The organism is Streptomyces sp. NPDC001714 (assembly GCF_042892755.1).
Classification (GTDB): domain Bacteria; phylum Actinomycetota; class Actinomycetes; order Streptomycetales; family Streptomycetaceae; genus Streptomyces.
In genome coordinates, this window is record NZ_JBIAUL010000041.1 from 42,381 (window position 1) to 56,941 (window position 14,561).

8 protein-coding genes are annotated in these 14,561 nt (G+C 71.1%); 2 read left to right on the forward strand and 6 right to left on the reverse strand.

The window, feature by feature from the left end; all coding sequences use genetic code 11:
- Positions 1-39: 39 nt before the first annotated feature.
- The 5 genes from dpgC to ACFY0P_RS50120 are packed head-to-tail and all read right to left on the reverse strand — an operon-like array spanning position 40 to position 5,493.
- Positions 40-1,407, reverse strand: coding sequence for a (3,5-dihydroxyphenyl)acetyl-CoA 1,2-dioxygenase DpgC (gene dpgC / locus ACFY0P_RS50100; protein ID WP_388929180.1), 1,368 nt, complete (start codon positions 1,405-1,407; stop codon positions 40-42).
- Positions 1,404-2,099: an enoyl-CoA-hydratase DpgB gene (gene dpgB / locus ACFY0P_RS50105; RefSeq protein WP_388929181.1), complete on the reverse strand. Its 696-nt coding sequence runs from the start codon at positions 2,097-2,099 to the stop codon at positions 1,404-1,406. The genes dpgC and dpgB overlap by 4 nt, the downstream gene beginning before the upstream one ends.
- The gene (dpgA, locus tag ACFY0P_RS50110; protein ID WP_388929182.1) at positions 2,096-3,253 is read right to left on the reverse strand and encodes a 3,5-dihydroxyphenylacetyl-CoA synthase DpgA; all 1,158 of its coding nucleotides are present in this window, start codon (positions 3,251-3,253) and stop codon (positions 2,096-2,098) included. Before dpgA ends, dpgB begins: the two co-directional genes overlap by 4 nt.
- Before the next feature lie 55 nt (positions 3,254-3,308).
- Positions 3,309-4,649: a PLP-dependent aminotransferase family protein gene (locus ACFY0P_RS50115; protein ID WP_388929183.1), complete on the reverse strand. Its 1,341-nt coding sequence runs from the start codon at positions 4,647-4,649 to the stop codon at positions 3,309-3,311.
- A 40-nt stretch (positions 4,650-4,689) separates the two neighbouring features.
- Entirely contained in the window at positions 4,690-5,493 is an 804-nt protein-coding gene (locus ACFY0P_RS50120; RefSeq protein WP_388929184.1) for an alpha/beta fold hydrolase, read from the reverse strand.
- Positions 5,494-5,730: 237 nt separating this feature from the next.
- Between ACFY0P_RS50120 and ACFY0P_RS50125 the strand changes: the two genes are divergently transcribed.
- Both ACFY0P_RS50125 and ACFY0P_RS50130 read left to right on the forward strand, forming a co-directional pair.
- Positions 5,731-7,683, forward strand: a complete 1,953-nt coding sequence (locus ACFY0P_RS50125; protein ID WP_388929185.1) for an ABC transporter ATP-binding protein — start codon at positions 5,731-5,733, stop codon at positions 7,681-7,683.
- A gap of 192 nt (positions 7,684-7,875) precedes the next feature.
- Positions 7,876-8,889 (forward strand): transcriptional regulator, encoded by a 1,014-nt coding sequence (locus ACFY0P_RS50130; protein ID WP_388929186.1) that lies wholly within the window; start codon positions 7,876-7,878, stop codon positions 8,887-8,889.
- A gap of 82 nt (positions 8,890-8,971) precedes the next feature.
- On the opposite strand, the gene ACFY0P_RS50135 is transcribed toward ACFY0P_RS50130, so the two are convergent.
- Positions 8,972-14,560 carry an amino acid adenylation domain-containing protein gene (locus ACFY0P_RS50135; protein WP_388929187.1) on the reverse strand — a complete coding sequence of 1,863 codons (5,589 nt, stop codon included), beginning with the start codon at positions 14,558-14,560 and terminating at the stop codon, positions 8,972-8,974.
- Position 14,561: the final 1 nt, after the last annotated feature.

Consider the following 14,561-nt stretch of genomic DNA (forward strand, 5'->3'; position numbering starts at 1 on the left):
GCACCACACCTTCTCCTTCGCCCTCCTGCTGTCATTCCGTCACCGTGACGCGGTGTCACTTCGGGCAGTGAACCGCCCGGTCTTGTCGATGACGTCCTCGCTGTAGATCCGGAGGGACTGCTGCACCGCGAACTCGGCCATGTAGAGCCGGAACGCGTCCTCGGACTCCTCCGCCAGGTTCAGCATCCGGCGGTTGGCGACCACCGACGGCGACTGCAGCCGTTGCAGGCCGCGCTCCACGACGGCGTCCATCTCCTCGGGCTCCACGACCTCGTCCACGAGGAACCGGGCATCCGGCTCGCACGCCCGGATGCGACGGCCCCCGAGGATGATCTGGCGCGCCGGTCTCGTCCCGGCCGCCCGGGTCAGCCGCAGGTTGGAGGCACCGGGCACGATGCCCTCCTGGGCCGCGGGCAGGCTGAGATACACGTCCGCGGCGGCGATGACATGGTCGAACACGAGGAGTACCTGTGCCCCGCCGCCGATGGCGAAGCCGTCGACCGCGGCGACCCACGGCTTCTCGACGGTCCGTGCGTACCAGCGTTCCGGATCGTCGACGAGCACCCCGTGCCAGACCTTGCGGAGGTAGCCGAGTTCCCGGCGCAGGAGGAAGTCGACGAGGGAGATGCTCCCGTCGTGCAGCGCCTTCAGGTTGATGCCGGCGCTGAAGACGCGCCTTCCTCGGTAGCGGGGATGCGTCATCGTGCCGCCCCGGACGAGCCCGACCCGCACCTGCGGGTCGAGGAGTGCCAGGTCCACGGCGGTCTCCATGTCGTCGACCTGGCGCTCGTCCTCGGCGTTGAGGCAGTCGTCGCGGCACAGGGTCAGACGTGCCGCTCCGTCCCCGCGCTCCACCTTCACGGAACCGAGGTCGGCCACTCCGGTCCTGGTGAACGAGGGCAGGAGTTCCACAGCTCGCGGGGTCGGCCGCAGCATGGCGTCCAGCAGGTGCGGGCCGGCCTGTGCGGAGCGCAGCACCCGGCTGACGAAGATGCCCTGGTCGATCTCCAGGCCCTCCTTCGCCGCCTGCCGGCGAGCGCGTTCGGCGACGAGTTGCGCGGCCGAGGGGACCAGTCCCGGGAACGCGGAAGCGGCGGCCCCGGCGAGTTCCGCCAGCCTCAGGTGGCGGGTTCTGGCGCAGGTCAGTTCGTCGTACACCGCGTCGACGTGCGTGTCCAGGAACGCGCACCGCAGGCCCCGGACCGCGTTCTGCTCCGCCGCGGCCGCCGCGCGTTCCTCCGGCGACCGCTGCTCGGGTTCCGGCAGTGCGGCGACCGCCGCCGCCGCGCGCCGGGCGGCGGCGGCGAGGGCCCGGCGGGCCTCGGCGAGGGGGCCGCGGACGGCCGCCGGGTCGGCGAGCGGCGCCGCCGGGCGTCGCTGACCGGTGAGAGCGCTGTGTGTGGTCATGACGGCACCTCGGCGGTGGCCCGCCGCAGGGTGCGGTCGCATGCGGCCAGATGCGTACCGAGGGCGTCTTCGAAACTGACCGCCGCCGCGTCGTGCAGCAGCTGGCGCCGAACGGCCAGTTCCCGGCCGGACAGGTACCGGGTGCGTGCCCGGGTGGCGGCGAGGGCCGTGGCCGGGTCGTCCGTGACCTCGTCCAGCAGGTGCTGGGCCAGTCCGTCCGCGGCGGGGGTCGGGGTGCCGAACAGCACCGCCCGGCGGATCGCGGCGCTGTTCGTGGTCTGCCGGACGAGCCGGTACAGCGCCATCCCCGGCCAGACGGCCGCCGAGGAGACGGGCAGGACGAGGCGCGTGGCAGGCGTCGCGATCCGGTAGTCGGTGGCCAGCAGCACGTCCAGGGCGGGACCGCCGCAGTCCCCGTCGGCGACGGCGATCGTACTGACGGGCAGCCGTTCGAACCGGCGGACTTCGCGCTCCCACTTAGTCACCAGCGCGATGGTCAGGTCGTGAGGCCAGGTCTGCCCGGGGGAGCCGGACACGTGCACGACGACGTGGTCCCCGTCGCCGTCCTCCGCGCGGTCGCAGAGTGCGGCGAGGTCGGCCAGGGTGCCTGCCGACAGCGGCCGTGAGCCGTCGACCCGCAGGACGAGTTCGTCGGCGTCCTGGCCGCTCGCCTGTGCCGGTCCGCCGGTCACCACTGGACCAGCGCCGTTTCGATGGTCGAGCCGGGACCCATGGTCATGAGGACTCCAATGTCGCTTCGGCGCACCGCGCCTTCGGTATGCAGCCGCTGCAGGGAGAACAGGAACGAACCGCTGGAGAGATTGCCGTAGTCGCGCAGCACACCGGTCGTATGCCGCAGGTCGTGACGGGTGAGGCCCAGATTGACGCGGACGGCGTCGATGACCTTCTTTCCGCCGGAGTGGACCAGCCAGTGCCGGACGTCGCTGCGGCGCAGTCCGGCGTCGGACAGCAACCGGTCGACGACGCGCTCGGCGTGCGCCCCGACGACGTAGGGGATGTCCCGGTCGAGGAAGAAGCTCAGCCTGTTCTGGTCGCTGTCCCAGTCGAAGCGCATCGCCTCGATCGCCTCGGTGACGATGTAGCTGGAGAAGCCCAGAATGCGCGGCCGGAGTGCGGCGGAGGTGTCGTACGAGCCGTCGCGGGCGGCCTGGGTGGAGCGCGTCCGTTCGGCGTCCCCTGCGATGACCGCGATGGCGGCCGCGCCGTCTCCGAAGAGGCTGTTGACGACGGCGGTGCGCATCGTCGCGTCCATGGTGTACGCGGCCGAGCATGCCTCCGAGCAGATCAGCACGGCCAGCCGGCCGGGGTTCGCGACGGCCCATGAGGCGGTGGGGCCGAGGGCGTTGAGGCCCGCGTTGCATCCCATGCCCACGATGTCCGCGCGGCTGCAGCGGGGGTCCATCCCGGTGTCACGGACGATGTAGGCGCTGAGCCCCGGGGTGAGGAACCCCGTCGAGGTGACGCAGCACAGATGCTCGACGTCGGCAGGCTCGGCGCCGATGTCGGCGAGGCAGGCGCGCAGCGCCCGGATACCCATGGAGACGGCGTTCCGCTTGTGCTTGGCCAGGAGGTCCTCCTGGCTCTCCGGCAGGGGGGTGCCGTCGGCTCCGGTGGGCGGGAGGGAGAGGAAGCGCCGTTCGATCGCGCTGTTGGCGAAGACGGAACGGATCTTGGGGTCGGTGATGCCGAAGATGTCGAGCAGGTCGGACTGTGAGTAGGAGTGATCGGTCACGGCCGTGCCGAGGCTCGCGATCCGCGCGGGTTCCGGCACGGGGGGCCACGAGGGCACCAGGTTCGGGTCCGGGAGGCTGGTCTGGATCGTCATCGGTACGTCCACGGCCACATCCGGGGCTTGCTGCGCACGAGCGGTACCACCGTCGTCATGTCAACACGTCCTCCATGGAAGGGGATGGGTCACGGTTGCGCGATTCCGCCTCGATGAAGCGGATCAGTCTGGCGACTCCCTCCTCGATGTCCTGCTGCGTCAGGTAGCTGGTTGACAGGCGCAGGGCGTACTCTCCGCCGCCCTCGGGATAGAAGTACGACATGGGGGTCCAGATGACGCCGAAGTCCCGGGCCGAGCGGGCGAGCGCGGCCTCGTCGGCGTGGAACGGCACGGAGACCTTGAGGAAGAAGCCGCCGGTCGGCTCGTTCCAGTGCACGCCCAGTGCGGTCCGGCGCTCCGGCGGGAGCCGGCGGGAGAGTTCCCGCAGCGTGGCCCGCAGGGTGTCACCGTAGTAGGCGGAGGTCCGCTCGTTGAGCGCCGCCGCGCCGCCTCCCGCGGACAGCAGCATGCCGGCCACGACCGCCTGGCTGATCGGGGACGTGTTGACCGTCACCATGCTCTTGACCTTCGCGAGTTCGTCCGCGAGCAGGCTCGTCCTGCCCTCGGCGTCGACCACGGACTGGTCCGCGACGACGAAACCCAGGCGTGCCCCGGGGAAGAGGGACTTGGAGAACGAGCCCAGGTGCACGACCCGGCGGCCGGTGTCGAGAGCCTTGAGGGTCGGCACCTGCGAGCCGGGACTGACCAGCCGGTAGGGGCTGTCCTCGAGGACGAGGAAGTCCAACCGCCGTGCCAGGGCGAGGAGTTCGTGCCGTACGGCGAGCGGCATCGTCGTGCCGGACGGGTTGGCGTGGTCGGGAACGACGTACAGGGCGCGCGGTCGCCGTCCGCCGGCCGTCTCGGTGCGGAACGCCGCTTCCACGTCGGCGCAGCGAAACCCGTCCGGGTGCTCGGCTACGGCGGTGAGGCCGATGCCGAGCAGGCGGGCGGCGCCGGTGATCCCCATGTAGCAGGGGCTCGACACGAGCACGACGCTGTCGGGGCCCGGCACGAGGGCGCGCAGGGCGAGGAACATCGCCTCCTGGCATCCCACGGTCACCACGACGGATTCCGGCGGTACGTCGATGCCCTCGTCGATGCGCAGCGAGTCGGTGATCAGGCCACGGATCCGGCCGGCGGTGGGGCCGTACTGGAACAGGGCGTCCCGTATCTGCTCCGGAGTCGAGCCCTGCTGCGCCAAGTGGTCCAGGTAGCGGCGGATGTGCTGGAAGATCTGCTCGGTCTCGAAGAAGCCGTCGTAGGGGCGGCCGGGCGCGAACGAGATCGCGTCGGGATGACGGAGCGTCACCTCGTTCAGGAAGTTCATGGTGTCCAGGACGGCGTCCGAGACGGCGGGGTGGAGATCGCCCTTGTCGATAGCCCATGCGTCGCTCACGGGGCCACCACCTTCCTTGTCCCGAACGGGTCGAGGACTCTCAGAACTTGTCGAGGAACTCGATGATCGCCGCGTTGACCTCGTCCGGCCGCTCCAGGAAGCCGAGGTGGCCGCAGCCGGCGATCTCCAGGTAGTCGCAGTCGGGGATCGTCTCGGCGACCTCGGCGGCCAGGTGCGGTGGGGTGATCACGTCGTCGGCGAAGGCGATGACGCGGCACGGCACCCGGACGGTGCTCAGTGCCTGGCGCCGGTCGCCCGTGAAATCGACCCACACCTGGCCCCCGCCGGGCGGTGTCGGCGCGTACGTCAGCTCGAAGAGGTCCAGCCAGGTCCTGACCGCGGCGTCGTCGTTCAGAGTCTGCGGCGACAGCATCTGCAGCGCCGAGGCGATGACGCTGTGTGCCGCGGGCACGCGCTGCCCCTTCTCGGCCAGCACTTGGTCGGCCTGGTGCAGTGCGCGCCGGAAGGCGTCCGCGCGCAGCCGGGTGGCCATGAGAACGGCGGCGCCGAGCAGTTCGGGACGGGCGGCGGCCACCTCCTGGGCGATCATGGCCCCGAGCGACACGCCGACGATCCGGCAGGGTGCGAGGTCCAGTGCCTCGATCAGTCCCACGGTGTCGGCGACCATGTCGTCGAGCGAGTACTTGCCCGGCGGGGCGTCCGACGGTGGCATCCCGCGGTTGTCGAACGTGATCGTCTCGTATCCGGCGCGATGGAGCGCGGGAGTCTGGCGCATGGTCCACACGTGCGCCGAGGCGCCCGTCCCCATGACGAGGAGGACCGGTTGCCCGCCGCCTGAGCGCTCGTAGGAGAGGCGAACCCCGTTGACCTTGACGAAGGACACGACGCGGCCTCCTCATGAGGGCTGTGCCTGCGGTGACTTCAGCGCGTCCGCCTCAGCGGCCGACCGCGTCACTATGACCGAGCACCACCGAGACGAGCAACACAAGCCATGGGCGGCGGGGTCGCTCAGGTGTTCAACCGCTGCCGTGCGTCGGTTGAACAGCGGCACCCGCCTGGCGCTTCATTGGAGGAGCGAAAACATCCGGCCGGATCGTCATCGCACGGAGGTCTTCTTCTCATGCGGAACGCCACGGGCCCCTTGTCGAGGCTCCGCCTCGACGAGTCGATCACCCGTCAGAGGATACGCCCGGGCACGATCCGCCGAATCCTTCCGTACGCGCTGCGCCACCGGTGGAGCGTGCTCTTCCTGCTGCTCGCCACCGCGGCCGACGCTACCGTGACGGCGGTGCAGCCCTTGATCCTCAAGGTGATCATCGACGACGGGATCATCCCCCGGCGGACCGGCACGGTGGTGGCCTGGGCGCTGGTCGTCACCGCTCTCGCCGTCCTGAACGCGGCCGCTTTGCTCGCGCAGGCGTGGTTCTCCGGGCGCGTCGGCGAGGGACTCATCTACGACCTGCGCACCGCTGTCTACGACCATGTCCAGCGGCAGTCCGTGGCGTTCTTCTGCCGCACCCAGACCGGCGCCCTGGTCAGCAGGCTGAACACCGACGTGGTCGGGGCCGAGCAGGCGGTCACGGCTCTGCTGACCCAGACCACGTCGACACTCCTGTCCCTGGTGCTGGTCCTCACCGCGATGTTCTATCTGTCCTGGCAGATCAGTCTGGTGGTCCTGCTGTTCATCCCGCTGTTCCTGATCCCCGGCAAGGTGCTCGGCCGGCGGATGCAGCGGCTGTCGCGCGAGCAGATGCAGCTCGACGCCGAGGTCGGCTCCCTGATGAACGAACGTTTCACCGTGGCCGGGTCCATGCTGGTCCAGCTCTACGGCCGGCCGCGGACCGAGTCGGCCCGGTTCGCCGAGCGGGTGGGGCGCATTCGCGAGGTCGCGGTGGTCGCGGTGGTGCACAGCAGGCTGCTCGTCGTGATCGGTACGCTGCTGGCCGCCCTGACCAGCGCCGTCGTGTACGGCCTGGGCGGTGTGCTGGCCGTCCGCGGCTCCTTCGAGCTCGGCACCCTGGTCGCCATGGCGGCCCTGCTGACCCGGCTGTACGGCCCGATCAACCAGCTCTCCAACATGCAGGCCTCGTTCATGACGGCGCTGGTCAGCTTCGACCGTGTCTTCGAGGTTCTGGATCTGCGGCCCCTCGTCACCGAGCGGAAGGACGCGCGGCCCCTGCCCCACAGCACGGCGGCCGCCGGCGACAGAGCGCCGTCCGCACCCGAGATCGTCTTCGAGGGCGTCTCGTTCCGCTACCCCACGGTCTCGGAGGTGTCGCTGGCCTCGCTGGAGTCGATCGGGTTGCCCCAGACGGAGCAGCCGGGCGAGGGATGGATCCTCGACGACGTGTCCTTCCGCCTGCCCGCCGGCACGCTCACGGCACTGGTGGGGCCGTCCGGCGCCGGGAAATCGACCGTCGCGCAGCTTCTGACGAGGCTGTACGACCCGGTCGCCGGGACGGTGCGCATCGACGGTCACGATCTTCGGGAGCTGACGCTGCCGTCCCTGCGCGACGCCGTGGGCGTGGTCTCGCAGGACGCGCACCTCTTCCATGACACGCTTCGCGCCAATCTCGCGTACGGCCGGCCGGACGCCACCGACGCCGAGTTGCGGGAGGCCTGCGTCACCGCCCGGATCTGGGACGTCATCTCGGCGCTGCCGAACGGTCTGGACACCGTCGTCGGCGACCACGGCTACCGGCTGTCCGGCGGGGAGAAGCAGCGCGTCGCCCTGGCCCGGCTGCTGCTGAAGTCCCCGCCGGTCGTCCTCCTCGACGAGGCGACGGCGCATCTCGACTCCGAGTCGGAGGTGGCGATCCAACGTGGTCTCACGGCCGCTCTCGCCGACCGGACGTCCTTGGTGATCGCCCACCGGCTGTCCACGATCCGCGACGCCGACCAGATCCTGGTGCTGGACTCCGGCCGGATACGGGAGTGCGGCACGCATGCCGAACTGCTCGCCACGGACGGCCTCTACGCGCTCATGTACCGCACCCAGTTCGCCCTGGGAGCGGACCCCGGGGACGCCGTGGACGGCCTGGCGGCCAGCGGCTCGGCAGAGGACAGGCGCTGACCGCTTCGAAGTAGAGTCGTCAGGGAAACCACCATGAATTGACATAAGCAGACAAGGAGATGTTCGGGTACCAAAAAAAATCAGCCAACATGACTGGAGAAGGAACATGCTTGTGCGCGGGCAGCACGTCCGCGCGACATCGAGGGCGGCGAATTCAGTAGCGGTATCCGCAACGGGGAGGAACCGATGGAAGTGCAACGCCCAGAAACCGGTACCACCTTCACCATCCAGGAGCCGGCGGCGGACGTCATCGTCCCCGCCGCCAGAAGAACCGGCGCTTGGCCGCAGGACTGTGTCGACGTCCCCCTCCACCTTCTGGCCCCAGGCGACTCGCCCCGTCTCAACGGCTGCGACGAGGCGCACGTCGCCCGGCTCGCCGAGGTCGACGCGCCGCTTCCGCCGGTTCTCGTGCACCGCCAGACCATGCGGGTCGTCGACGGTATGCACCGGCTCGCCGCCGCGGTGGCGCGCGGCGACCGGACGATCGCGGCGACCTTCTTCGACGGGGATGTCGCGGACGCCTTCCTGCACGCCGTGCAGTCCAACATCCGGCACGGCCTCCCGCTGTCACAGGCGGAGCGCAGGGCGGCCGCGATGCGCATCATCGCCTCGCACCCCCACATGTCCGACCGGTCGATCGCGAGGGTGGCCGGTCTGGGAACCAAGACCGTCTTCACCCTGCGGCAGAAGGCGGGGGGCCGACAGACCACCGCCCGGGTCGGCCGGGACGGCAAGGTCCGCCCGCTGGACCACACGGCGGGCCGGCTGCGGGCCGCGGAACTCCTCACCCGGCATCCCGAGATCTCCATCCGCGAGGTCGCGCGCACGGCGGGGGTGTCTCCGGCGACCGCGAGCGACGTCCGCAGACGTCTCGCCCGCGGTGAACCACCGACGACGGGCGCCCCGCGGCTGCAGCGCTCCGGACCTGGGCCGACGCCGGCCTCGCTGGCCCCTCCCCAGGTCCTGGACAAGCTCCTGAAAGACCCGTCCTTGCGGGACAAGGAAGCGGGGCGAAGGCTGCTTCGGCTGCTGCGGAACGTCGCCATCGACGATCAGGAGTGGCAGGACCTGCTGTCCACGGTGCCGCCCCACTGCGCCACGCTGGTCGGCGAACTCGCGCTGCAGTACGCGCAGACGTGGTCGACCTTCGCCGATTCCCTGGCCGATCAGTCGAAGTCCGAGTCGCTGCGGATGACCGCGGACTAGAGGTCTCATCCGCTCGCCCGGCCACGGGGACGCCGCATCGGCGTCCCCGTTCGCGTTTCCGCTCAGCGCTGCCTCGGACCGCTCACCGCGCCGGCCGCGTCCACTCCGCGATCGCCGACCACACCACCTCCAGGTTCTCCGGCCGCATCATCCCAGGGTGCGTGCAGGCGATCCGGCGTTCCGTGATCTCTCCCGCGACGTACGGCTGCCAATGCGCCGCCGGGGAGACGTCCTCCGGCTTGTCCAGCGTGGAGACGACCAGCAGGACGTCACCGTCGTAGCGCCCGAACTCGTGCTCGTCCAGGATCCGTCCGCTGTTGAGGTAGACCCGTGCCATGCCGGCGAGTTCGTCGTCGGACACCACCGGCAGCACCCGGTCGCGTACTCCGCGCAGCCGTTCCATGACGTCGTCGAGTTCGTCGTCGACCAGTTCCCCGGGCAGCTCGGCACCGTCCTCGAAGACCGACTGCGGCCGCGGGTAGGTGTCCAGGATGACCAGGGCGACCTCTTCGCCGGCGGCCCGCAGCTGCACGCCGACCTCGTGCGCGACGACCCCACCGAACGACCAGCCGAGCACCCGGTACGGTCCTGAGGGCTGCACCGACCGAATGTGCGCGATGTACTCCCGCGCCGTCTCCCGCACCGAGCCGAAGAGCCGGCCGCCCTCCGCCAGCCCGCGGTCCTGGAGGCCGTAGACCGGGAATTCCTCGGGCACGACACGCACCAGCGGCATGTAGCCCCAGCTCATGCCGCCGGCCGGGGGAAGGCAGAACAGCGGCTGCCCGGGGCCGTGCCGCCGGATGGGGAGCACTGCGCTGAACGCGCCCCGCATCGACTCGAGGGAGACACGCCCGACGAGGCCGGCCGGTGTCGGCGCCTCGTAAAGTGCCTGCAACCCGATCCGGATCCCCCAGTCGCGCAGCCGCTCCACCAGGGCGACGGCCAGCAGGGAATGCCCGCCGAGGGTGAAGAAGTCGTCGTCGGGGCCCACCGACTCCAGGCCGAGGACCTCGGCGAACGCGGTGCGGAACGCCTGCTCCGCCCGGGACGACGGATCGCGCTCCGTCCCGGCGGTTCCGTACACCGGGGCGGGCAGCGCCGCGCGGTCCAGCTTGCCGTTCGTGGTCAGCGGCAGCGCGTCGAGGACGACGACCGCTGCGGGAACCATGTGGGCGGGCAGTCGCTGCGCGACGAAGTCCCGTACGGACTCCGCCACTTGGAGGCCAGCCCCGGCGGCGGTCACGACATAGGCGACAAGACGCCGATCGCCATTGCCGTCCTCCCTGAGGACGACGGCCGCCCCGTCCACCGACGGATGCGCGGTGACTGCCGCCTCCACCTCACCCGGCTCGATCCGGAAACCGCGGATCTTCACCTGGTCGTCGACGCGCCCGGCGAACACCAGCTCCCCGTCGGGTGTCCAGCGGACCAGGTCTCCGGTCCGGTACATCCGCCCGCCCGGTTCGAACGGACAGGCCACGAACCGTTCGGCGGAGAGGCCGGGCCGGTTGGCATAGCCGCGGGCGAGCTGCACACCCGTCATGTACAACTCGCCGACGACCCCTTGGGGCACCGGGCGAAGCCGTGCGTCGAGCACGTAGACCCGGGTGTTGGGGATCGGCGAGCCGATCGCCGCCTCGGGCGCGTCCGGCCGGTACCGCCAGGTCGTCGCGTCCACGGTCGTCTCCGTCGGACCGTAGGTGTTGAACAGCACGCGCCCGGCGGACCAGCGGGCGAGCAGGTCCGGCGGGCAGGACTCGCCGCCGACCTCCAGCAGGACCCCGTCCGCGATCGCGCCGTCCGCCAAGGTGGCCAGGACGGCCGGCGGCAGGACGGCGTGCGTCACGCCGTGCTCAGCGAAGAACCCCGCGAGTTCGGCACCCAGCCGGCGCTCCTCCGGGACGATCGCCGAGGTCGCGCCGGACAGCAGGGCCATCGCCCAGTCCGAGCAGAACTGGTCGAAGCCCGCCGACGCGAACTGGGCGACCCGGTGGCCCGGTGCCAGGCCGAAGCGGTCGCGCACGGCGGCGGCCATGTTCGCGAAGCCCTCGTGCGTGACGACGACGCCCTTCGGCGTCCCCGTGGATCCGGAGGTGTAGATCACGTAGGCGGGATGCGCGGGCAGCAGCGGGGCGCGCCGGTCGGCGTCCGTGATGTCGCCCTCCGGCGTCGCCGCCAGGCGCGAGACCATGTCGGGCTCGTCGAGGGCCAGCACCGTCGGCGCAGGGGCGTCGTCGGCCGGCGAGTCCGTGAGGGAGGTGACCGTGACCACACAGGAGGCTTGGGCGTCGCGCAGCATGAACGCCCTGCGCTCGGCCGGGTGGTGCGGGTCGACGGTCAGGTAGGCTCCGCCGGCTTTCAGGACGGCGAGCACGGCCGCGAGGAGGTCGGCGTCTCTCGGCAGGCACACGCCCACCACCGATTCGGGGCCGACCCCCTGGGCGATCAGCAGTCGCGCCAGGCGGTTCGCCCGGTCGTTCAGGTCCGCATAGGTGACGGGCGGCCGACCGTGGGCCGTCACGGCGACGGCGGCGGGGCGTCGCACGGCCTGGGCCTCGAACAGAGCGGGCACCGAGGACGGCCCCGTGCCGCGGGCCGTGTCGTTCCAGTCCGTGAGCATCGTCCACAGCTCGGTGGCGGCCAGGGCGTCGAGCCGCCACAGCGGTGTGCCGGGTGCTTCCTCGAGCGCGGTGACGAGGCGGGACACGACCGTGTTCAGCAGTTCGCACAGGGACCGGGGGTCGACCGGTGCCACCGTCTCGGCGGTGATGCCGAAGCCGGTGCCGAGGTCGTCCACCGCCACGTCAACCGGGAAGTTGGTGTGGTCGTGGCTGTACATCGTGCGCATGCCGTCGGCTCCCCCGGCCCCCGGCGTCGCGCGTCGGCCGCCGGGAGCCACGGTGTGGCGGTAGTTGAACAGGGAGGTGAAGAGCGGGGCGGGGGCGGGAACACCGCTGGCGCTCTGCGCGAGCGGCAGCGGGGCGTGTTCGTGCACCAGCAGCCCGGCCAGCTGAGCCTGCATCGCCTCCACCGCCTCCAACACCCCCACCGAACCCGTCCGCAACCGCACCGGCAACGTGTTCATGAACAACCCCGGCGTACGATCCGCACCCGCACCCGCGTTCATACGCCCGAACAACACCGTCCCGAACACCACATCCTCACGCCCCGCCAACGACGCCAGCACCCGCGCCCACGCCACATGGAACAACGTCGCCGGCGACACCCCCACCACCCGCGCCGACTCCCGCACCCGCTCTGCGATGTCGTCCGGGAGCGCCATGGCATGCCGTGCCGTCGTGGTGCCGTCGCCGTGCACGTCCATGAGCCCGAACGGCGCGGTCGTCTCCGTGACATCACCCAGCAACCCGGCGAAATACTCCTCGTGCTCCGCACGGGAGACACCCAGCCGCGCATGCGCCACGAAATCCCGGAAGGGCACCGGCTCGGGAAGCAGTTCGCCCTCACCGCGCAGGATCGCCGCCACTTCCGCCAGGACGACCCCGAGCCCGGTGTGGTCCTGGAGCATGTGGTGCGTCTGCAGCAGGGCCAACCACCGGCCCGTCCCCGGCTCCGCGGCGAAGGACACCCGCAGCAGGGGTGCCCGCCGGAGGTCGATGCGGGCGTCGGCCGATGCGAGCAGTCCGGCGACGGCGTCGTCGCAGTTCTCCGGGAGGACGACCTCGGTCACCGGCAGCTCCGCGCTGCGCCAGACCACCTGGACCGGGCTGCGCAGGCCCTCCCACACGATCGCGGTCCGGTAGATGTCGTGCCGGTCGACGACCTGCCGCAGCGCCGACAGTACGGCGTCGAGGCGGTCCCGGGAGTCGAAGCCGACCACGGTGGGCCGCAGGTAGACGTCGTCACCGTCCTCGTCCTTGGACAACAGGTGGTGGAAGAACATCCCCTCCTGCAGGGGCGCGAGCGGATAGACGTCCGCCACGTTCCCGGCGCCGCCGGGGACACCGGCGGTGATCAGGTCGATCTCGGCCTGGCTGAGCTCGACCAGCGGCAGCATCTCCGGCCGGATCTCGGTGGCGTCCGCGGGGATCAGGTTCGGCGGCACCGCCACCTCGGCTCCGCCGGAGCCCGCGGCGATCCCCGCGGGGGTCGGGTCCATGAACAGGGCCCGCACACTCGCCGACACGCCTCGTTGCCGCAGCCGCTCGACCAACGACACGGCGAGCAGCGAGTGCCCGCCGAGCGCGAAGAAGTTGTCGTCCACGCCGACCCTCTCCAGCCCGAGGACCTCGGCGAAGGTCGCACACAGAACCTCCTCCACCACGGTGGACGGACCGCGCGACTGCGCGCCGGGTGCGAAGTGCGGGGCGGGCAGGGCGTCTCGGTCCAGCTTGCCGTTGACGGTCAGCGGCAGCGCGTCGAGGACGACGACGGCGGACGGCACCATGTGGGCGGGAAGGCGGTCGGCCACGAACGCACGGACCGACGCCTCGATGTCCGCTCCGTCGGCGGGGCTCGCCGCAACGAGGTAGGCGACCAGCCGTTTGTCACCCGCGGTGTCCTCCCGGACCGTGACCACCGCCTGGTCCACCTGCGGGTGCGCGGCGACGGCCGTGTGCACCTCGGACGGTTCGATGCGGAACCCGCGGATCTTCACCTGGTCGTCGTCCCGGCCCAGGTATTCGAGCACCCCTTCGGCAAGCCACCGGACCATGTCACCCGTGCGGTACAGGCGCGTCCCGTCGGCACCGAACGGGTCGGCGACGAACCGCTCGGCCGTCAGCCCGCGGCGGCCCAGGTAGCCGCGGGCCACCTGCGCACCGCCGACGTACAGTTCGCCGGCCACGCCAACCGGTACGGGTCGCAGCCTCTGGTCCAGCACATAGGCACGGGTGTTGGCCATCGGCCCGCCGATCGGCACCGTGCCGGACCGGTCGCCGTCGAGGTCGGCGGTGAGGTGGTCCGTGCACCCCACGGTGACTTCGGTCGGGCCGTAGTGGTTGACGACCTCGACGCCCGGATGGCGGTCCCGGAAGGCCCGCAGCGTCGCCGAGCCGAGCGCCTCTCCCCCGATCATCATGCGGCCGGTGGGCGCCCAGCCCGCCGGCAGCGATTCGAGGACCGGCAGATGGCTCGGCGTGGCCTTCAGGAAGGTCAGCGGCCGGTCCTCCAGCAGCTCCGGCAGGTGTTCGTCCACTGCCGCGACGACCACACGGCCGCCGCTGGTCAGTCCGCCGTACAACCCGGTGACGCCGGCGTCGAAGGACACCGAAGCGTGCAGCAGGCTGCTCCCGGCGACCTCCGGGTACGCCCGTCGACACCATGCCACGTAGTTGGCCAGATTCCCGTGCGTGATGACGACGCCCTTGGGCACGCCGGTGGAACCGGACGTGTAGATCACGTAGGCGGGGTGAGCCGACAGGAGCGGCGCGAGGCGGTCGGCGTCGGCCAGATCGCCGGGCGAACACGCCTCCAGCGCCTCGACCGGCGACGGGTCGTCCAGCAACACCAGAGATGACCGCGCGCCGGACAGCGACTGCGCCACGTCCGACTCGGTGAGGACGCACACGGGTCGGGCATCGGCGAGCATGAACTCCAGCCGCTCCACCGGATAGTCCGGGTCCAGCGGCAGGTAGGCCCCACCCGCCTTCAACACCGCCAGCACCGCGACGATCAGATCCACACCCCGCGACAGGCACAGACCCACCACC